At 55.9% G+C, this 21,519-nt stretch carries 15 protein-coding genes; 6 read left to right on the top strand and 9 right to left on the bottom strand.

The window, feature by feature from the left end; translation table 11 throughout:
- Window positions 1-7: 7 nt before the first annotated feature.
- The 3 genes from NHH03_RS20685 (at window position 8) to NHH03_RS20675 (ending at window position 5,254) form a co-directional block, all read left to right on the top strand.
- Window positions 8-3,139, top strand: a complete 3,132-nt coding sequence (locus NHH03_RS20685) for an efflux RND transporter permease subunit (protein WP_253159205.1) — start codon at window positions 8-10, stop codon at window positions 3,137-3,139.
- Between the two features lie 81 nt (window positions 3,140-3,220).
- Window positions 3,221-3,622, top strand: coding sequence for a transposase (locus NHH03_RS28240; protein ID WP_315861476.1), 402 nt, complete (start codon window positions 3,221-3,223; stop codon window positions 3,620-3,622).
- Window positions 3,623-3,955: 333 nt separating this feature from the next.
- Entirely contained in the window at window positions 3,956-5,254 is a 1,299-nt protein-coding gene (locus NHH03_RS20675; RefSeq protein WP_253159203.1) for a mechanosensitive ion channel family protein, read from the top strand.
- Window positions 5,255-5,269: 15 nt separating this feature from the next.
- Here NHH03_RS20675 and NHH03_RS20670 read toward each other — a convergent pair whose 3' ends face one another.
- On the bottom strand, window positions 5,270-7,048 hold the full coding sequence (locus NHH03_RS20670; RefSeq protein ID WP_253159201.1) for an efflux transporter outer membrane subunit: 1,779 nt from the start codon (window positions 7,046-7,048) through the stop codon (window positions 5,270-5,272).
- A 266-nt stretch (window positions 7,049-7,314) separates the two neighbouring features.
- On the opposite strand from NHH03_RS20670, the gene NHH03_RS20665 reads away from it, so the two are divergent.
- The 3 genes from NHH03_RS20665 to NHH03_RS20655 all read left to right on the top strand — a co-directional run bounded on the left by NHH03_RS20665 (window position 7,315) and on the right by NHH03_RS20655 (window position 9,976).
- On the top strand, window positions 7,315-8,148 hold the full coding sequence (locus NHH03_RS20665; RefSeq protein ID WP_253159199.1) for a transporter: 834 nt from the start codon (window positions 7,315-7,317) through the stop codon (window positions 8,146-8,148).
- A gap of 118 nt (window positions 8,149-8,266) precedes the next feature.
- Entirely contained in the window at window positions 8,267-9,082 is an 816-nt protein-coding gene (locus NHH03_RS20660; RefSeq protein ID WP_253159197.1) for a hypothetical protein, read from the top strand.
- 48 nt (window positions 9,083-9,130) lie between these two features.
- Window positions 9,131-9,976, top strand: coding sequence for a dienelactone hydrolase family protein (locus NHH03_RS20655; protein ID WP_253159195.1), 846 nt, complete (start codon window positions 9,131-9,133; stop codon window positions 9,974-9,976).
- Window positions 9,977-10,009: 33 nt separating this feature from the next.
- Here NHH03_RS20655 and aspT read toward each other — a convergent pair whose 3' ends face one another.
- From aspT to NHH03_RS20615, 8 genes are all read right to left on the bottom strand, one after another.
- Window positions 10,010-11,710, bottom strand: coding sequence for an aspartate-alanine antiporter (gene aspT, locus NHH03_RS20650; protein ID WP_253159218.1), 1,701 nt, complete (start codon window positions 11,708-11,710; stop codon window positions 10,010-10,012).
- A gap of 78 nt (window positions 11,711-11,788) precedes the next feature.
- The gene (locus NHH03_RS20645; protein WP_253159193.1) at window positions 11,789-13,189 is read right to left on the bottom strand and encodes a Gfo/Idh/MocA family protein; all 1,401 of its coding nucleotides are present in this window, start codon (window positions 13,187-13,189) and stop codon (window positions 11,789-11,791) included.
- Window positions 13,186-14,283 carry a sugar phosphate isomerase/epimerase family protein gene (locus tag NHH03_RS20640; RefSeq protein WP_253159191.1) on the bottom strand — a complete coding sequence of 366 codons (1,098 nt, stop codon included), beginning with the start codon at window positions 14,281-14,283 and terminating at the stop codon, window positions 13,186-13,188. Before NHH03_RS20640 ends, NHH03_RS20645 begins: the two co-directional genes overlap by 4 nt.
- A 61-nt stretch (window positions 14,284-14,344) precedes the next feature.
- On the bottom strand, window positions 14,345-15,124 hold the full coding sequence (locus NHH03_RS20635; protein ID WP_253159189.1) for an SDR family NAD(P)-dependent oxidoreductase: 780 nt from the start codon (window positions 15,122-15,124) through the stop codon (window positions 14,345-14,347).
- 114 nt (window positions 15,125-15,238) lie between these two features.
- Complete coding sequence (locus tag NHH03_RS20630; RefSeq protein ID WP_253159187.1) at window positions 15,239-16,516, bottom strand: DUF1552 domain-containing protein; 1,278 nt, start codon at window positions 16,514-16,516, stop codon at window positions 15,239-15,241.
- Window positions 16,517-16,555: 39 nt separating this feature from the next.
- Window positions 16,556-19,153 carry a DUF1592 domain-containing protein gene (locus NHH03_RS20625; protein ID WP_253159185.1) on the bottom strand — a complete coding sequence of 866 codons (2,598 nt, stop codon included), beginning with the start codon at window positions 19,151-19,153 and terminating at the stop codon, window positions 16,556-16,558.
- Window positions 19,150-20,796: a FecR family protein gene (locus NHH03_RS20620; RefSeq protein WP_253159183.1), complete on the bottom strand. Its 1,647-nt coding sequence runs from the start codon at window positions 20,794-20,796 to the stop codon at window positions 19,150-19,152. The genes NHH03_RS20625 and NHH03_RS20620 overlap by 4 nt, the downstream gene beginning before the upstream one ends.
- On the bottom strand, window positions 20,793-21,338 hold the full coding sequence (locus NHH03_RS20615) for a sigma-70 family RNA polymerase sigma factor (RefSeq protein WP_253159181.1): 546 nt from the start codon (window positions 21,336-21,338) through the stop codon (window positions 20,793-20,795). The genes NHH03_RS20620 and NHH03_RS20615 overlap by 4 nt, the downstream gene beginning before the upstream one ends.
- Window positions 21,339-21,519 lie beyond the last annotated feature (181 nt).

Below are 21,519 nucleotides of genomic sequence, written 5' to 3'. Positions count from 1 at the left end.
AGCCCCGATGACCAATTTGCTTTTCGTCCGTCGTCCACGATTCGCGTTTGTCATCTCATTGGTGATCACGCTGATGGGGCTGTTGGCAATGGGCGTCATCCCTATCGACCAATACCCAGACATCACCCCACCCAAGGTCACGGTCCGCGCGCTGTACCCCGGGGCGACCGCAGAAACACTCAACGACACAGTCGCTTCGCCGATTGAAAACGAAGTCAACGGCGCCGAGGGCATGGTCTACATGGACTCCAAATCGTCCAGCGACGGCGTCTACCTGCTGACCGTCACCTTCGATATCAGTCGAGACTCCGAACTGGCTCAGGTCGATGTGCAAAACCGCGTCCAGTTGGCTCTGCCGGAACTACCCGAAGACGTTCGCAAACGTGGCGTCGTCGTCAAAAAACAGTCGCCCGACCTGTTGATGGTTGCCAATCTGTTTTCACCGGACAATCGCTTTGACGAAATCTTTCTGTCCAATTATGCCACCCTTCAACTCGAAGGTGAACTCAGCCGCGTTCCGGGAGTCGGCGACGCCAGAGTCCTGGGGGCACTCGACTACGGCATGCGGGTTTGGTTGGATCCGTTGAAATTGAAAAGCCACCATGTCTCAGTTGCCGATGTGATCGGGGCGGTCGAGGAGCAAAATTTGCAAGCTGCGGTGGGTCAGCTTGGCGGGCCTCCCAACCCGGATTCGACACAGTTTCAATACGCACTGACGACCAAAGGCCGTTTGGACTCGCCCGAAGAATTTGGCGACATCGTAATCCGGGCCGACTCGGCTGGCGCAGTGACTCGACTGCGCGACGTCGCCCGTATCGAACTGGGCGCCGAATCCTACAAAGGATTTGGGGAATTCAATAACCAGCCGGGCGTCCTATTGGGCGTTTTTAAATTGGCCGAAGCCAATGCGGTCGACGTCGCCGCTGCGGTCCGTGCAAGAATCGCCGAGCTGGAGAAATATTTTCCCGACGGACTGGAATACACCATCGGTCACGACACCACCTTGTTCATCAAGGAATCGTTGCGCGAAACGGTGCTCACGTTGCTATTCACGATCGCGCTGGTGATCGTTGTGACCTATTTGTTCCTCGGCAGCGTCCGCGCGACGGTTATTCCAGCAATCGCTGTACCGGTCTCTCTGATTGGGACGGTCGCGGTGCTCTACGCCTTTGGCATGTCCATCAATACGATCACTCTTTTTGCGCTGCTACTGGCGATCGCGATCGTGGTCGATGACGCGATCATTGTGGTCGAGAATGTGGAGCGGTTGATCGAAGAAAATCAACTCGACGCCAAAGAAGCCACTCGCCGAGCGATGAAAGAAGTTTCAGCGCCGATCATTGCCACGTCGTTGGTGTTGGCCGCCGTGTTCGTTCCCACCATGTTTTTGCCTGGCATCACCGGCCAGATGTTCAAACAGTTTGGTGTGACGATTGTGGTGTCAGTCATCATTTCGATGATCAACGCAATGACGCTTAGCCCTGCCCTGGCATCAATCATTTTAAAACCCGGCTCACATCGAAAGAACTTGCTGGTTCGCGGATTTGACGCGGTGTTTGCCAAAATCACACAGGGATACTTGGCAACAGTGACCTGCATGACCAACCATTTGGTGGTGAGCTCTGCGCTCGTGTGCGGGCTATTTGCGCTCCTGTATGGACTGGCTTCTCTAACACCGGCTAGTTTCCTGCCCGATGAAGACAAGGGATTCTTTTTGGTCGATGTGCAGTTGCCGCCGGCTGCATCACTCAATCGGACCACCTTGGTGATGGACGAGATCACGGAAACATTGAAGAAAGACCCACACATCGAAAACGTGCTGTCGGTCAACGGCGTCAGTGCCGTCAATCATGCAATGCAGCCCAACACGGGGCTGGTGATCGTCAAATTAAAGCCGTGGTCCGAACGAACGACACCCGATGCCACACAGGCCTTTTTACAAAACAAATACCAACATCTGTTCAACAAGATTCCTGCCTGTCGCACACTGGTCTTTGGTGCCCCCGCCATCCCCGGGATGGGCGTGATCGCCGGGAACGCCTTTGTCATCGAAGACACCACCAGCCAGGGAGCCGAAAAGTTGGGCGAGACTATGAATCAGATGATTGCTGAATCAACGGCGCGTCCCGAAATCAGCCAAATCCTCAGTACCTTTCAATCCGCAACGCCGCAGATCGCGCTGGAAATCGATCGCATCAAAGCCAAGACGCTCGGCGTGGCGATTAGCGACGTGTTCACCGTCTTGCAGACGCAACTGGGTGGTTACTACGTCAATGATTTTAACCTTTACAACATGTCCTATCACGTCATGTTGCAAGCCGATTCGCAATTCCGGCAAACCGAACAAGACCTGAGTTCGCTGTATGTACAAAACAATTTGGGCAATCAAGTCCCGCTCAGCGTTTTTGTCACGGCGAAACCGTCGTTTGGACCAGACATCCTCTACAAGTACAACACCTATGACTCGGTGACAATCACCGGCGTCACCAATGCCGCCGACGGATACAGTTCCGGCGACGCGATGGACGCTATGCAGCAGGTTGCCGATTCTAACCTGCCGGATGGATACAAGTACGAGTGGACGGGGCAGAGCTACGAGGAACGCAAATCAGGGAACATGGCACCGATCGCGTTTGCACTCTCGTTGGTTTTCTCCTTCTTGTTTCTAGCCGCGTTGTACGAATCGTTTGTGACTCCCATTGCCATTTTGTTGTCGATTCCGGTCGCCATGTTCGGAGCCTTCTTGGCACTCACGTTAAGTGGGCAAGCACTCAGTCTGTACGGACAGATCGGGCTCGTGCTGCTGGTCGGGCTGTCCGCCAAAACCGCGATCTTGATCGTCGAGTTCGGCAAGATGCTCCGCGAACGCGACCAGCTTGATCTACAAGCGGCGACCGTCAAAGCCGCGCGATTGCGATTCCGTCCGGTGATGATGACCAGCATTGCATTCATCGTCGGCGTCTTCCCCTTAGTCACCGCTACGGGCGCTGGTGCCGGAGGCCGTGTTTCGCTGGGACTGGTGATCTTTGGCGGCACTCTCATGCTGGCCCTCGTCGGCACGCTGTTGATCCCAATCTTCTTTCGCCTGGTCCAATCCCTCCGCGAAGCCATCCACCGCGGCCCAACCACCGCTCCCTAAAAAGGGGAAAGGGGTTTTATTGCTGTTGCGAGGCCGATATCGTGGTGTCAATTCGATTGACCTCGATTGGAGAGTATCACCATGCCGCGTACCAAACGGCCGGATGAGGCCGGGAAGATCTATCACGTCGTCAACCGCGGGAATAATCGACAAGAGATTTTTCACAAGGCCGAGGACTACGAAGCATTTCTGCGAACTCTCGCCGAAGGACTGGGGAAATACCCGGTCGATTTATTCGCGTTTTGCTTACTACCAAATCATTGGCACCTCGTACTACGGCCGCGGAAAGACGGTAGCATGGGAAGACTTGGTGGATGGCTGGCGTCGACTCATACGCTGCTGTTACCACGCGCACAACCAGACGCGTGGGCGCGGTCACCTGTATCAGGGACCTTTCAAGAGCTTTCCCGTTCAAGACGATGCCCACTTTTTGACCGTTTGCCGTTACGTGGAACGCAATGCCCTGCGTGCCAAGCTCGTTAAACGTGCTGAAGACTGGAAGTTTGGCTCGCTTCACCGCTGGCAACACCATTGTGACCGAGAGCCAAAGTTGATTTCTACTTGGCCGATTCGACGGACCCAAGCGTGGACCACTCGGGTCAACACGCCGCTTTCCGTGCAAGAGATCAAGGCAATTCGAATGTCTGTCAAGCGAGGCCGTCCGTTCGGGAGTGAAGAGTGGGTTGAAGAGACTTGCGAACGTACCGGAACGTGGTCGACTATCCGTCCTCGAGGGCGTCCGAGGAAGCAACCGAAAACACCGCGGGTGCAACCTTTACCGACTGGCGATCAATAAAACCCCCTTCCCCTTTTTTTATGCTCGAGATTCACCAACCGATTCGATCGTTCATTCAAGCGAAGCTCGAGCAACAGCTTGGACTCTCGGAACAGCTTGCTTCGTTGTTGACCGCCGCGACCGGCTTTCTGGTCGTCTTGCTGATCGCGTTCGCAGTGGATCGCATGGCGAGTTGGGCCATTCGATCGCTGGTGCCATCGATCATTGCTCGACTCGCCGTCGAAAAGCATATCCAATGGGTCCAAGCGATTCGTCAACGCTTGGTCGCTCGCCGCAGTGCCCATGTGATCGCTGCTTTGACCGTTTACGCGTTGGTTCCGTATGCGCTCGATCAGCACCCCGATTTCCTGGCGCTCGTCAAGAATCTAATCGAATCCTATATGGTGATCGTGGTTGTGATCGCCCTCAACGCGATGCTGCGGGCTGGAAGTGACGTGATCGTTGACGAACGGTTGCCGTCTGGTGTCTCGTTGCGATTCGCCAGCCAGGCGGCTCAAATCGTGCTGTGGGTTGTCGGCTGCATCTTCATTGTTTCGGTCCTGTTCGATGTCTCGGTCACCGTGCTGCTAAGCGGTATGGCGGGAATGACCGCCATCCTCGTGCTGGTCTTCCGAGATTCGATCCTGGGATTTGTGGCCGGGATTCAACTCGCTGGCAATGATTTGTTGCGGATCGGCGACTGGATCGAAATGCCACAATTCGGAACCGATGGCGTGGTCACCGACATCGGCCTCACCACGGTCAAGGTCCAAAATTTTGACAAGACGATTTCAACCATCCCCTCCTATGCGTTGGTTAGTGAAAGCTTTCGCAACTGGAGGGGCATGAAAGAATCCGGCTCGCGACGAATCATGCGTTCGATCGCCATCGACATGGATGGGATTCGATTCTTAGATGACCAGATGCATGCCAGACTTAGCAAAATGCAACTGTTGCGTGACTATTTTGCGGCTAAAGAAAATCAGCTGACCGACTTCAACACTCAACTTGGAAGCACTCAACCCGATGGCTCCGAATGGTCAGCAGCCGACAAACGTCGACTGACCAATCTGGGGACATTTCGTGCCTATCTCGAACAGTACCTCCTGCACCATCCCGACATGCGAAGCGACATGACGGTGATTGTCCGCCAACTCCCACCCGGCCCCGATGGGTTGCCGATCCAGTTGTACGTGTTTTCCAAAGTCCAAGACTGGAACGAATACGAACGGATACAGGCCGATGTGTTTGATCACGTCATCGCCATCATGCCCGAGTTTGGACTACGTCACTTTCAATGGCCTAAAAGCAATCCCGTTACGCCATCAACCGACCAATAAAACCCCCTTCCCCTTTTACAGGTCTTGTTCGAGTAGCTCTTTGAGGCGCTGTTGGTCGTCGCTGGGGGAACTGGGTTTGTCGTTGACGTCAGCGTCCAATAATTCTTTGAGACGCTGGTTTTCCGGTTGGGTTGATTTGGGTGGCGCAGTGGTGGTCGGCGGTGCATCACTGGGATTTTTAGGTTCAACCCCTATGTCGCTTCGCGAATCATCCTCTTCAATCTCGGGGATCTCGCCGATCATTCCGCCATCGGCTTGGTCGGAGTAGGCTGCCAACGGGACATTGTCCTGCCCCGTGGGGCAACGGATTTGCCAGCCGCCGCCGAGTGATTTGTAGAGATTGATCAGGTTGAAAACGACACTGGCACGGCTGACCACAAGATCATCTTGCTGCGCGAACTGGAACGCCTGGATCACGAACACTCGGTTGAAATCCGTTGCTCCCGTTTGGTACAGCGTCTCGGCAATCTTTTCAGCTTCGTTGACCTGCGCGACCGCATCAGCCAATTCATCAGCTTGTTCCTGGGCTTTGAGAAAGCCGATCATGGCATCTTCGACTTCTTGCTGGGCCGTCAATACTGTCTGTTGATAGTTGTAGACGCTTTCCCGAAACCGCTGCTGTTCAAACTCGATGCCGTTGCGCAGTCTGCCATAATTCAAAACATTCCAACTGAAACCGGGGCCAATCAATCCGAAAATGCTACCGGAGTCGAACAAGTCGTCTGACGATTCGGCTTCCCACTCAAATGATCCGACCAGTGAAATGTGCGGATACAACTCGGCTTCGGCGATACCAATTTGCTCACTCTGAGCCTTCATCAAACGTTCCGTGCGCCGGACGTCGGGCCGCCTTCGCAACAAGTCCGCCGGAACGCCGACTTGAACGGAACGCGAGACCGTGGGGATCGAACCCGGCGACAACTCGGCAACCAAATCTTGAGGGGGGATTCCCAGCAAGACACACAGTCGGTTATTCGCCATCCGCAATTGTGATTCCAACGCCGGGATTGCTGCTTGAGTGACGTCGATATTGTTTTGGGCTTGAAGCACATCTAGCTTGTTCGTTTGATTTGCGGCGTAGCGGGCCTGAGCAATCGCCAAACTTCCCTGCTGGAACTCAATGATGGTTCGGGCGATCTGCAATCGTTCTTGAACGGTGCGGATTTCTACATAGCTGGCGGCGACGTTGGCCAGCAACAACACGGTGATTTCGTCATAGCCGGCGATGGACGCATCGAGTTGGGCATCGGCGACTTCGACACTGCGACGAAAGCGGCCCCAGAAATCCAGCTCCCATCCGGCCTGCATTCCCAGATCATGTTGGCCGAACCGCCGTACCGGCGATGGGACGGCAATGTTTTCACTGGTTCGAATCGATTGGATATCACCAACAGCTTGTTGAACCTGGGGAAACAGGTTGCCAACCGCGATGCCGCGGATCGCTTCCGCCTGTTGAATTCGTGTGCCAGCCTGACGGATTGTCAGGTTTTGCGCATAGGCCATTTCGATCAGACCATTCAGCGTCGGGTCGCCCAGCTGACGCCACCAGTTGGCGATGTCGGCCGTTTCGTCGATCAAACGTGGCTCGGATTGCATGTCGATCCATTGTGGCTCCAGCGGTGCCGAAGGACGACAGTATTCGGGACCGACTTTCAGACCGTTCTTCACCCAGCTGCTGCAAGTGGTCATCTGCGTGCAGGCCATGCTAGTGAACAAGCACAGGCTGAATAGCATCAACATTGCACCGCGCAGAGTCGCTGTGCGAACGGTTGCCCTGGCTTGAGCTGGCTGCATGAGACTTTCCCTCCCTGGAGAGTCCAACGGTGATTTTCTCAGACAATGAGTTTAATCGTCGTATCCGGTGCAGCAGTGCATTCCGACAGAACCATTCGCCAGCACCGTCACAACTGGTCTAGTTTACCAATTTCATTGCTCCCATCGAAATCGGATGTCATGTCGCTGCCAGGAAACACATCAAGTGGGTCAACGGATCCAGTCGATATCTGCCACTATTGGTGAACGAAAACTTCTGCCACCGGACCACAAGAGACACGATTCAAATGTCCGCTCTGTCAACCAGAATCACACTCGTTTTCAGCTGCTTGTGCCTGTTGTGTGGCATGCAACCCCGCTGCCTGGCACAGGGGGAGGGATTTGGTGGAACGGCAACGGACGAGATCGAAACGGACCGGGATTCGTTCACACCGGCGACCACCACCGCCGGTCCGGGACGCTGGATTCTCGAAGCGGCTTATTCGTTCATCGACAACCGCAGTGTTCCGGAAACGCACAGCTTTCCTGAAGTGCTGCTGCGACGCGGTATCGGCGAGAATCTGGAATTACGGTTTGGCTGGAACTACGAAGTCGGCGGCGCCGGCAACCCGGTGTCAGGCAACTCGGTCATTGTGCTACCCGACGAAGCGGAACTCGAACGTGAATCGAGAATGCTGTATGGAATGAAGGCACTGTTGCTGGATCAGGAGGGCTGGGTCCCGGCGAGTTCAGTGTTGCTGCAGGGGTTTACACCGACCAGCGGTGACACCAGCGACACCCAGATCTCGGCGACCTACATCTTTGGTTGGGAATTGCCCAGCAGCCTGTTGCTCGACTCCGCGATCCGCTACAGCACCAGCAGTTTGGACGAAGACCAGTTCAATGTCTGGTCACCCTCGACAGTCGTGAAAATTCCAATCGGTGATCAATGGAAAGCACACCTGGAGTACTTTGGCATTTACTCCGAAGGTCGCGCTCAGGAGACGGCTCAGTATTTTATCAGTCCCGGTGCACATTACTTGATCACATCCGATGTCGAAGTCGGTGTGCGAGTCGGCTGGGGACTCAACCAACAGTCACCCAACTTTTTCTCCAATGCCGGTTTGGGTTGGCGTTTCTAGACGGCAATCGGCATGGCTATGGCCAGCGACAAAGGCGACTGCAGGAGGCAGACAAATCGTCTAAACTTTAGCTTTTGATCGGCATGTGAATTTTCCATCACGATTGGGAGCAGCTTGAATGAATAGCCATCGTCTTTTCATCGCCACATTGATTTTTGTTGGGTTGCAATCGGTTGCCAGCGCGCAAACGGCTTGGAAAGACTACTATCAACGACGCGCGGAGCAGGACTATGAACTGGTTCTGGCCGACCAGCAGTCGCCGTTGGTCTTGAAACCGGAAGCGATCGTGAATTGGACAAATCCGTTGGAGCAAGGGCAAATCAACGGTTCCACATTCGTCTGGGAGAACGAGGGAAGGCCGATTGTTGTCGGACAACTCTTTTCCTACCTGATCGGTGACGACATCCGCAGTTTGTGTCACGTGTTCACAACGCTGTCGGACCGGCAGGTGACTGGGCGCCGAAACGGTGAGGTGTTCTGGCAACCGACTCCCAGTGAAAAATCCAGTTGGCACGCCTTCGAAACGGCTCCCGCGCCGGCATCCAATCGCGCCGCCAGGCTATTGCAAATGCGCAATCTTGCTCGCCAGTTCAGCGCTTACACCGACGAAGCGAGTCGAGGCAAACGCGACCTGCGGTTGTTGCCCCAACCGCTCTACCGCAGTGACGAGACGATAACGGACTACGACGCTGGCCTGTTCGCGTATGTGGTTGGCACCGACCCCGAGCTACTGATTTTGATCGAATGCGCTGCGACGCAGAAAGAATCGTCGTGGCGATATCGCTTCGTCCAGTCGACTCAAAGCACGACCGTCGCGACGCTGAAAAATGAACAGGTGTATCATTATGAAAAATCACGTCACGATCCTGGGTCTCCAAACGCAAGCTATCTGTCGCGTCACGGCATTGAAATCATTGATGCGGAGCTAAAATAGCAAAGGCCCGAATCAAGACTGATCCTCAACTAACCAACCAGGCGTTCTATGTGCGACCAAGACCACTTTGAAGAAGACCTAAAAAAGTACTCTCGCCGAGACATCGGCGCGCTCGCCGCGGTGGGTGTCGGTGCAGCCATGCTGCCCCGTTCCGCCAATGCGGCCGAAGTCAGCGAAAGCGATGTGAACATCACCACTCCCGACGGCGACTGCGATGCCTATTTTGTGACGCCCTCCAGCGGCGCTCACGCAGCCGTGCTGGTTTGGCCGGATATCTTTGGATTGCGACCGGCATTTCGCCAGATGGGTAAACGGCTGGCTGAATCAGGCTACAGCGTGTTGGTAGTCAACCCGTTTTATCGAACCAAGCGAGCGCCCACCGCGGCCAATGGTGCCAACACGCCGATTTCAGACGTACGTCCGTTGGCACAATCATTGACGCCGGCCACACAGACGACAGACGCCAAAGCGTTTATTGCTTGGTTGGACACCCAGCCGCAGGTCGACAAAAACAAAAAAGTCGGCACGACGGGCTACTGCATGGGCGGTCCGATCGTCTTTCGTACCGCGGCGGCTGTCGCTGACCGCGTCGGCGCCGCGGCGACGTTTCACGGTGGCGGATTGGTGAGCGATGCTCCGGACAGCCCTCACCTGTTGATCCCCGAGATGAAAGCGCAGTTCCTGATCGCGATCGCGGAAAACGATGATCAGCGTGACCCCGATGCAAAGGACGTGCTGAAACAATCGTTCGCACAAGCCAACCTGTCGGCCGAAATCGAGGTCTACCCGGCGGGGCATGGCTGGTGCCCGCCGGACACGCGGGTGCACAACCCGGATCAAGCCGAAAAGGCTTGGGGGCGGCAGTTGGCACTGTTTTCAAAAGCACTCGCCTAGCGGTCAGCCAGCTAGAGCGTGGTTGGACAGTCGCTAAACCGTCAGCACGATGACCGGCCCCAGCAGTGTCAACAGCACGTTGGAAATGGCATAGGGAACCGTGTAGCCCAACACCGGCATCTCACTCTCTGCCTCCGCCGCAGCCGCGTTAAGCGCTGCGGTGCAGGTCAACAGCCCACCCAGAGCGCCGGTGACCAGGACGGGGTCCATCCCAACGACCTTTCGGGCATAAATCATCGAAGCAATCATCGGCACCATCACGACGATGATCGATAGCACTGGCAACATCAGGCCCCTCTCACCGATGACATCCCACGCTTGGGGACCCGCCGCCAAACCGACGCTGGCGATGAAAATTGCCAATCCGAAATCACGCAAGTGCAACGCGGTGGCCGGTGGCAAGTTTCCAATCGACCGAATCCGGGACTGGAACCATCCGAAGACCAGTCCCGATATCAAACAACCGCCGCCGATTCCCAATGAAATCGGTGATCCGGCGATCGAGACAGTGCAGTCACCAACAAGTATTCCGGCGATGATCCCCAACGCCAAAAAGACATAATCCACCGCGTCGCTCGGCTCGAGGGCATACCCGAGTTCCTCGGTGACTCGGTCCACTGATTGCGGCAGTCCGATCAAGCGCACCACGTCGCCCCGCTGAACTTCCGTGCGGGGGTGAATGGGAATCTCGCGATTCAAACGAGTCAGTCGAATTGCAAAGGCACCGTGCGGTGCTACGGGCGAGATTTCTTCGCGCAGCATCGACACCGTTTTACCGCTTCGGTCCTCGCGGGTGACGACGACATCACGAATCTCGCCGACCAGTCCCTCGGCCAACCGCGTGTCGGTCGATTCACTGCCGAGCATCCTGCCGGCGGCCACCACGGCGGACGGCAGCCCGACCAAACTGATCAAATCGCCGGCCTGCAATCGCAACGAACCCGTGACCACCAGTGTCTGTCCCCCACGATCAATCGCTTGGATCGACACCGCCTGTTTGAACCGTCCGCTCACATCATCGATCGACAGGGAAGCCCCGGATCCCTCGTCGACCCGATAGACTCGCACCACCATGTCACGCAAAAATTCGAATTGCCCCGGCTCAAGCTGCGTCGACGCACCAAGTTTCTGCTCCAACGCCGCGGCCGCCTGCTTCAGGTCACCAACGCCCATCAACCGGGGCGCGATGCGGCTGGAAAAAGTGACAACCAGAATCAGGCCAAACAGGTACGTGACGGCATAGGTGACAGCGATGTTGTTTTGCAATTGTCGCACCTGGTCATCATCAAGACCCAGATTTTGCAACGCTTCGCTGGCGGTTCCGATCGATGCCGATTCTGTGGTCGCGCCCGCCAGCAGCCCCGCTGCGGTTCCCTTGTCCAGATCAAAGATCTGCGCCAACGTCCAAATGGTGAGGAAGATGACGAGGGTCGAAAACAGGGCAAGGTGGACCTGCCCCAAGGTCTCTCTGCCCAGGCTGCCAAAGAACTGTGGACCGCTGACATAGCCAAGTGAATAGATAAACAGAGCAAACGCAATCGTCTTGATGTTTTCGTCGACGTCGACACCCACCAAGCCAATCAAGATGGCTGCCACCAAGGTCCCGCCCAGACCGCCGAGTGAAAAGGGACCGATGCGAATTCGACCAATCCCGTAGCCGATCGCAACGGCCAAAAAGAGAGGCAGAATCGGGCTGTCGGCAATCAAATCGCGAATCAATTCCATCAGTTGCATCACCTCGGCTGGTTTCCTTTCCCGCTAGTTTACGAAAAAGTTGCCGTCGGAGGGGACGCGAGGTCACTGACGATCCGATTAGGTGATCCTGGGAAGCTCAAAGCGTTCACGACGCGGTCGATCCAGCAATGAATCAGCTTCCCTGTCGTCGACAAACTGTTCTTGATCCGGATCCCATTGGAGCGCGCGATCAAGTTCTCGGGCGATGTTGACCAGATGACACACGGTTACCGTACGGTGCCCGATTTCGACCGATGCATGTGGTTTTTGGCGAGACGCGATACAGTCGATCCAGTTCTGTAGGTGCGGCCGGGCAACGATTCCCTCTCCTTCCCACAGCGTTGCGGCGGATGGATCCGGCTCGTTCTTGACCAGACCCTGTGGATCACATTTGAAACGATTGCGGCTGATCCGCATTGATCCGCGTTCTCCGTAAAAAGTGGTTTCCTTAATGCCGGGCAAAAGACGGAGCGTGACTCCATTGGCATAAGTGACTTTCACGGGCATGAAACGTCGATCGTCGGCGAATCGTCCGCTTGGATAGGGAGTCTTGCGAAACCATTTCGTTTTCCAATCGGATGCCAATGCGGGTTCCGAAATGTTTCGAATCGGTTCAATGCGGACCGGTCCCGAACGATCCATACCCAGCGCGTATTGCACCATGTCGATGTTGTGGGCGCCCCAATTGGTCATTAAATGTCCCGAATAGTCGCGAAACAAATCCCATCCACGCCACATCAAATCACCGACTTTGAATTCGTCTTTGACCCATAGCTTTCGGTGATGTGGTCGCTGCGCCGTGGGACCCAGGAACAATTCCCAGTCCAATCCGTTCGGAATGGGTTGCGCGTCAAAGGATGGCGCAGTCATCGGCCCTGGGAAATTGGGAAAGTCGACATGCGAAACCTTTCCCAAGCCACCATCACGAATGAATTCACATGCAAACCGGTTCATTTCCATCGATCGTTGTTGACTGCCCACTTGCAACACTCGCCCGGTCGCTTGGACGGCATCGGCCAGCAAACGTCCTTCGCGAATCGTGACCGACAGCGGTTTCTCCAGATAGACATCCAGACCCGCTTGCAATGCCAACATCGCCGCCTGGACATGATGATGATCGGGTGTCGCGATGATGACGGCATCAAGTTGGGCGACGTCCAACATGCGGCGATAGTCTTGGTGCGTCGAACAATCAGCGGCCCGTTCCGATTGAAAGCTGGCCAACACCGTTTTGAATTTCCCGGTCGGTTGCAGCGTTTCCGCCATGCGCGAGGTCGCACAATCACAAATCGCTTGCACCTGCGCCGACGCTGGCAGGTCGCCGATCAATGACTTGCCGCGAACCCCCGTTCCGATCACACCGACACGAATCCGACTGGCGGGACTGTCGCCCCGAACCAGTGACGTCCAACCTTTAGCAGACAACCCGGCACCGGCGACAAAGCCGGATGAAAGCCACTGTCGACGGGAGAGTTTCATAGTCCAAGCTCCTGAGCCGCATACTGCAAACTTGCGCTGATATTGGTGTCTTCGATTTCGACCTGTTTTGGCAATGGCAGCGAACTGATCGTCTGTCCGCCCGCCTGGTGATCACGTGCAAACCGCAATGTGCGTGCTAAATCACTACCGCTCGCCTCGGGAACCGATTGCCAGTATTGGTCGGTCAGACACGGCACCTTCAATGCGTCGCGGGTGATGACCTCAAGCGAAAAATACAGTTCCGGTTTCTTCGCTTTCAGGATCGCGGCCATTCGTTTCAAATCGAAACTTCCTTGGCCGAGCGGAATATCGCCTAACAAGAAACCATCGTCATAGTGGGTGATTGCTTGATCTTTGAAGTGAACTGAAAATGCGTAGGGAGCGAGTGCTTCGATCGATCCGTAAAGATCATCGAGCAAGGCAAAGCTGTTTCCGGTGTCAACGCAGGCACCAACGAATTCACTGTCGATGTGTTCGTACAGACGCAAGCGATCCTCGATTCGTTGGTCCTTATGGTTTTCAATCGCCAACCGAACACGATGACGCTCGACAATCGGTGTCGCAATTTCGACCATCCGCCGGCCACGACGCTCAAACTCCTGAAACGCTTCAAAGGTCTTGAATCGTTCGTAACGGCGTCCGGGAATGATGACGGTCCTGGCGGATTGCACGCCCACCTCGCTGGCGGTTTTGATCTCTGCCTCGAAACGTTGCAGATCGTTTTCGTCGCCAGGTGGGCTCACGATTGCGTCCACAAACATTCCATACTGCTCGGCCTGCTCGCGAAATCTCCCGGCCTCAACCGGACTCATCACGCCCAGTGCCAGATGGGCGCCGCCGGCACCTAGCGACCGACAGTGGCTGAGAAATGAAAATGGGTGGTAGAGATCAAACGAACCGTCCTGCTCTTTCATTAAACTGCGCCGCAATTTGCAGTCGTACATCACGATCCCCAGTCCGGTCGTGGGTTTCGAATCAGCGGCCAGTGTTTTGTCAGCCCATGTTTCCTCAGCCAGTGTTTCATCAGCCAATGCGACCCCGGCGGTCAGAGCGCCCAACTGTGTGATGGCTGAGCGTCGGTCGATTTTGTTCATCGTGCTTCGTCGCCTAAGGTTAAAGTTGCAATCGCAGGGGCTTGGTCGATTGATCGGATCTCTACCGTGCCGTCCAGCCTCCATCCACGGTCAACAGGCTGCCGGTCATGTAACTTGACGCCGGACTGGCCAAGAAGATGGCGGCGCCTTGAATTTCATTCAGTTCGCCCCAGCGTTCCAACGCCGTGGCGCCAACAATGAACTTCTTTGCCTCTTCGCTCTCCGCAATCGGCACATTCATGGGGGTCAAAAAGGGGCCTGGGCAAATGGCATTGACCGTGATGTTGTCGGTAGCGAGTTCCAAACCCAAGGCCCGGGTCATCTGTACGACCGCACCTTTGCTGGTTGCGTACGGAGTCCGATTGGCCAAACCGACTAACCCAAGTGTGCTGGCCATGTTGATGATTCGGCCGTACCGGCGTTCTTTCATCACCGCGGAGACGTGTTTACAGCACAGCCACATCGCATCGACATTGATGCGTTGCACGCTACGAAAATCTTCCAATGAGAGTTCGTCGATCGGACCGCGGATATTGATTCCCGCGTTGTTGATCAGGATGTCGATGCGACCAAATTCTTCCATGCAACGTGCCACCATGCCCGTGACTTGATCTTCGCAGGAGACGTCCGCGGCCATGCCAGTCGCGTTGACGGCGTATTCATCGCTGATCGTCGCTGCAGCCGCTTTCGCTTCGTCTTCGTTGCGACTGACCAGCAATAGATTTGCACCAGCGGACGCCAACCCGGCGGCCATCGTCTCCCCCAGTCCTTTGGAACCACCGGTGACGATCGCGACGTTGCCGTCCAGTCGAAATTGAGAAATACCAGGCCATCGATTCATAACGGGTTTTTTGTTGAAAGGAAGTTCATCGGTTGCCACACACAGTCAAGCGGGCGCAATCATTCCGGGGAAATACAGCTGCTTCCCAGCGGATGACAGCCCGCTGAGCTGATCTCATGCAAATTCCAATCCCCGCATCGTGCCGGTACTGGTTGCGAACTGGTCGGTCTCGATTCCCATGCGTTGCAACACGCTGACGAACAGGTTTGGCAGCGGGTAGTCGTATCTGCCACCAAGGGCAAGATGCTGGGCGTGGCGAAAACCGCCGCCGGCAATCAGCACCGGCAAATTATTGTTCGCGTGTGAGTTGCCATTGCCAAGCGAAGTGCCATAGATCACGGACGTTTGATCCAGCAGCGATCCGGATCCGGCATCTGAATCTGCCAATCCGCCTAACAGGTTTGCGAGCTCTCTGAACTGAGCCTCCTCGATGCGACGAAGCTGATCCAGTTTCTCCGGTTGGTTGCCATGGTGGGTTAACGGATGAGTCCCCGTGTCGACTCCGGCAATGTTTGGTTTGGCATCGTTTTGATGGATGTAGATCGAGATCAAGCGAGTGGAATCGGTCTGCATCGCGATCCGAGCAAGGTCGAACATCACGCGTGTTCGCTCGATCAACGCGCCGGGGTCGTCATAGTCTCGCGGCGGTTGCATCGCGACGGAAGTCTTCGGTTGCTGTTCCCACTGTTCGGACTTGTGCAGACGCTTTTCCAAATCGCGCACTCCTGCGAAAAACTGGTCCAGTTTCTCGCGGTCCGAGGGCCCCACGCGGCGACCCAACTGGCGGGCCCGTTCACCGACAGAATCCAAAATACTGCGTCCGCTTCGCAGCTTGGCGACCTGTGCTTCGACCTCCTGTTTTGAACCTTGCACGAACAGCTTGCGAAATAATTGCGACGGCGACTCCTCGCCCGGTATCTGAACGCCGGACTGCGTGTACGAGAGGCTCTGCTTTGTACCGACCGCCAGAGAGAGCGATGGAAATCGTGTCAGGTGTCCGATCCGCGACGCGGCGTACTGGTCGACCGAGATAGAATTGCGAAATCCGCCAATCCCCGGGTGTGGGGCTGCGGTCAAAAAACACTTCTCAGCAGCATGTCCGCCATCGACCTGCGGGTGCGAGACGCCTGAAAGAACAGTCATTGAACGACGGAACTTGTCCAGGATTTTCAGGTACGGCGATGGTTCGTATTCAGCCCCTTCTCCCACCGGAAAGAAGTACTTCGGCAAAATCCCTTGGTTGGTTTGGATCGCGATCAATCGCTGTGGACTGACCGCTGCGTCAGGTCCGGCCAATGCCGGCGTCATTGCATCAAGCAGTGGCAAGCTGACGCCAACGCCTAGACCACGTAAAACAGCACGCCGGCTGAGATGACGCTGTGAAAGTTTCATAGATAAGTCTCTGTGGCTTAGTCGGTTGGTTGGTGCTTGTTATTTGTTGCGAAACAGTTCGCTTAACACGACCGCTTGAAACAGGGAACGTATCGGATAGCCCTGTTCGGAATTTTCATCCAGAATCGATTCAATGACATCACGATCAGCGAACGACACGCCCGCACCAGTGGCGAACGTCAGCAAACGTCGGGTCAGGTTTCGAGCAAGCTGTTCGTCTTGGTTGGCCAGGTAGTCACGGAACTCGTAGATGTTCTCAAACACCTGTCCTTCCTTTGTGACGCCCGAAGCGTCGACCGGCGGGCCTTGTTTGTACTTCACTTTTCGCAAGGCAACCTCTGCGTCTACGTCATCACCCGTGCCAAGACTGCGGTAGTGATCGCGCCAACTGCCCATCACGTCGAAACATTCAAGCGCAAATCCCGGTGGATCAATCGACGCATGGCAACCGGCACACGACTCGGATTGACTGTGTTTGGCCAGTTGCTCGCGGACAGTCGTCGCACCGCGTGTGTCAGGTTCGATCGACCCGGCGCCCGGTGGCGGAGGAGCCGGCGGCATGCCCAAAATTCGATCGATGACCCAGACGCCACGAAGCACTGGCGATGTGGTCAACCCGTTGGCGGTCACCTTCATGATGCTGGATTGAGTCAACAGTCCACAGCGTGGTGTGTCCGCGGAAAGTCTGACAGGCCGAATCTGCATCCCATGCACGTCCTTGATGCCATACAACTCGGCCAGCCGTTCGTTGACCATCGCAAATTCGGATCGCACAATCGTCTGGATCGGCTGGTTAGCGCGGATCATCTCGGCAAACGTCTGTTCGGTTTCCGCGACACCGGATTCAACCAGATGATTGTCACAAAAGTATTCTGGAAACATCAACGGGTCCGGCGAGGTGTCATGGACATTGCGCAGATCCAGCCATTGACCGGTGAAGTCGCGGATGAAACGCTGTGATTTTGAATCGCGGAGCATTCGGTCGAACTGATGCTTCAATCCTGTGTCGGTCAACAGTTCACCGGAATCTGCGGCAGCGATCAATTCGTCATCCGGAAGCGATCGCCAAAGCAGATAGGAGAGCCGCGATGCCAGAGAGCGCCCATCCAACTTGCCTGGCATCTCTTGCAGATACAAAAAATCCGGTGAACAGAGCGCGGCCTTGTAACCCAATCGCATGGCATCTTGAAAACACGCTTTGCGCTCGATTGCTTCACTGGAAAATGCCAAACAGCGCTGTACTTCAGATTCTTCCGGCACCCGCCTGTAGGCTCGTTCTAAAAAGCTTCGTAGTAATCGCTCGGCATCCTCGTGCGGATTTGCAGAAACCACCATCATCATCTCAGGCGGCAGCTGAAACGTTTCCCGCAGCCCGCGTTTATTGGCTGTCAGATCGGGCAAATTCAGCGGTTCCGGAGGTCGCAACCCACTGGCTTTGGTCCAAGGCTGCATCGGCAGATCACCAAACAATCGTCGATAGCTGTCTGCTGGCCAAGGTTGTGGATCGGCATCGCGGTCGCACGATTCGTCCGCAAAGGGACCTTCGATTTCAAACCAATCCACCGCGATGCCATGCCCGCGATAGGTCGCCATGAATTCTTCATGAGCCTTGCGTTTCGAGACAGCGTCTTTCTTTTGGGTGCGATTGGAAACCTGTCGATCGTCCATCGTCGCACAGAAAAATTCCAGCAATTCATCTTGTCGTTGCCAGGCAATGAATTCCACGATTCCGCCATCTTCTGCCTCTGGCACATCGAATTTCGCGAGCACACGTTTGGCGGCGGTGTTGACCCACGCGACCTGGCCTTTTTGCGGCGGCAACAACTGGCCGTTGTCCCAAAGTGCGGCACGGCAGCGGACACGAAAGCGATACCATCCGGGAACTTGCTGCGACGTGTTGCGAATTCGCCGCGGCGCTTGCGCACTATTGGGTTGTTGCCAAAACCACGTCCATTCGGGACGATTGTCTAGGCTTCCCAGACGCTCCTTCCAGTCTCTGCCAAGATAACGCCCCTCCTCAGAAAACCAAGTTCGCAGGGTCGTTGGCTTTGGCGCGGGCCGCAATCGCATCGCGCCGTCAATTGCGACTTCGGCTGCGTCCAGATAGCGTGCGAGCTGCACATACGAGATCTCTTGTGCTTCGGCGACGTTGTCGAATCCGTGAGCTTCCGGGTCGGGCGGCAGCATCTCTTTCAATTCCAACCAGGGCGCTGCCAACAAATCACGCAGTGTGTATTCATACTCCACCGGGTTCAGCCGTCGACCACCGACACGGCCCCGCGTGGCGTAACGTTGTTTCCATATGTCTCTCAGCGTTGCTCGGGTCAGAGCAACAAATTCAGACACCTCGCTGTCGTCCGGTCGTGGTTCGTCTGCTGGGGGCATTTCACCAGCATCCACTCGGTCGTGAATTCGCGCCCACTTGGCAAGGTTCGCCGGATCATCGGCATCCAGTTTCAAGTTCGCCAGATCCAATCCGCCCTCGGCCGTTGCATCGTCATGACAGTGATTGCAATGCTGCTGCAAGAATGCACCGCCAATCGCCGGTTGTAGCGACTGGTCGCCGCGCGCCGGCAACGCAGACGCACACTGTGCCGCCGCCACCATCACAAAAACGAACGTTGAAAGGTTTCTCATTCTTTGCTCTCCAATATCGGAGCCACGCTACGCCACGTCGGACCAATCCGTAGTTCATCGATCAATCGAGCGGTTTTTCCGACGCTGCTAAGTAGCACCAAATCCAGATGGGCGTCCAAATTCACGCCCCGAGTGACGACATGCCAGGTTGCCGGTTCGGCATAGTCCAACACGTCGGATTCGCCATAGACCCGGAAATAGATTTCGTCTTCACCCTGTTTTCGTGAAACGATTTTTCCGATCCACAGCGTGGTCTGTTCGGCCGGCAACAGGATTGGACTGGTGTGGGCCACCCCGTCGCCGGTTTGGACCGTGGGACGGTAACCCGGGCCATGGCCAAAACTGATCGCCTGGGTCCGGTAGTCACGCGATGAGCGAAATGTCAGACGCAAACGTTCCTTGGGTTGATCGGAGTCCATGCGCCGCTGGGTTTCCCGAACCATCAGACAGAAAAATGTCACGCCATCGTGATCTAGGTCGATGGTCCGCTTGAGAGGCCGCACGTAGTAGACGTTGTCACCTGGCAGCTTCAACATCCCCAGTCGCCCACCCGGCACCGGCCAGGTCACGTTCATCTGGCCATGCACAATTTCAAGATCATCGGGTGAATCATCGGTGCTTGGAATGGTTCGTTCTTGGTCGCTGCGTTTTCGCCACGGTCCCGCCCATCCTTTGCCGACAGTGCTCTCCGTCAGCGGCAACACGCCGGGCGAATAATTAAATCCCTCGTAGGCAATCAGCAGGTCAGCCCGTGAGCCTGGATTCACACGATTGACGAAATCCTGGAACCGCGGCGAGTTCATCGGTACGGCGGTGGGACGGCCCTGAGGATCGATCATGACTCCCTGGCCGGCATGCAAGATCTCGGTCAGTTCTTGTGCCGCGTTGATTCCGCGATAACTGACTTCCCCGTCCATCACATGAACCTCCGTTGCCCCACTGCGACGGACCTTGACCGCGAATTCGGTACCAAGATCAATCACTTCGCTGGTCGGCGTCAGCACAACGAACCCCTCGGCCCCGTCGGTTGCCCGGACCACCACGTCACCCAAGTGCACCAGCACACTGGTCGACGTCTGCAAATCGATCGTAGCCGGTCCCACCAATACCAATTCCGCGCCACCATCAAAACGCAATACCGCTGTCCCCTGATCGAGTCCGACACGACCGGGGTTTAGTCGTTGGCCTTCGCTAAATCCCCCGCCCTGCCAGCGGCAATCATCCGACAGTAGCATCGTCGCGATCGCGGGCACCGCCGCAACGGTAACGCTATTGCGATTGGGCATTTCCACCGCCGGGCGACGGAGCGCCAGAAAGCCGAATCCAACTGCAATCAGGATCGCCGCCGCAGTAGCAATCCAACCGAGCGCCGCTCTTGTCTCGCTGTGATTGTGGCTGCCTGTTTGCGCCAGGACACCGCGGTGTAGATCAGTGCGGTGCGGATCAGTGCGGTAGTCGACAATGTCTGATTCAAAGGTCGGCAACGCTTCGTCGCAAAGCGCCGCGTGCAGGTCGACATATCGCAGGTATTCGTCGCGGGCGCTGACGTCGCTTCGCAACCGCTGGGCCAACTGAGCCAGCTCGGATTCGGTCGCCTGGTGATCGCAAACTCGCGAAATTAGATTCTGCAAATCTTCGTTCATCTCTCCGCTCCCAACGCAGCGTCTTGCCGTCGCTGAACACATTGCATCAGCGATGACCGAATGCGTTGCAAGGCCTTGTAGATCGCCTGCACACTCCGCTGTGTTGACTCGGCGAGTTGTTCGATGGAGTGATCGCCAAAGTAGTAGTTGTCCACGATCGACCGCTGGTGCGGCGGCAGTTTCCGCACACATTCGCGCAAATGAATCCGCCGTTCATCCAATTCGTTCGCCAATTCCCGGCGACGACTGGCCAGCACATTCATTGTTTCGTCGTCCAGAAAATGCTTCCAACGCTGGTCGGTCCGCATGAACATCCGCGTCTCGTTGAGCGCAAACCGACAGGCCCAGGGCATGAAGGGCTCGGCGGCGTCGTATTGGTCGTGCTTCTTCCAAAGCGCGACGGCCGTGTTCTGCACAATGTCACGCGCATCATGGGCATTGGGTACAAAGCACATCACATACCGCAACAACCCCCGCTGGCATTCCAAAAAACGCCGCATGAATTCTTCATGGCTATCGATTTTGTTGGTTTCAATCGTCATCACATATCAGGTCTGCCGTCCCGCTCGCGAATTGGACAACCATTTCAAAAAAATTCGCAATCACTCATCAACTCGGTGGTGGCACTGTGAATGGAGGCCCCTGCACCAAGGCACACCGGCCGCAGCGCATCGACACCGCCCACAGGTTCAGTTTTAACAATTGATTTTGTGGTTTCGCGTC

It is taken from the genome of Stieleria tagensis, assembly GCF_024129865.1.
GTDB lineage: Bacteria > Planctomycetota > Planctomycetia > Pirellulales > Pirellulaceae > Stieleria > Stieleria tagensis.
This window is presented reverse-complemented; position numbering and strand designations above follow the sequence as displayed.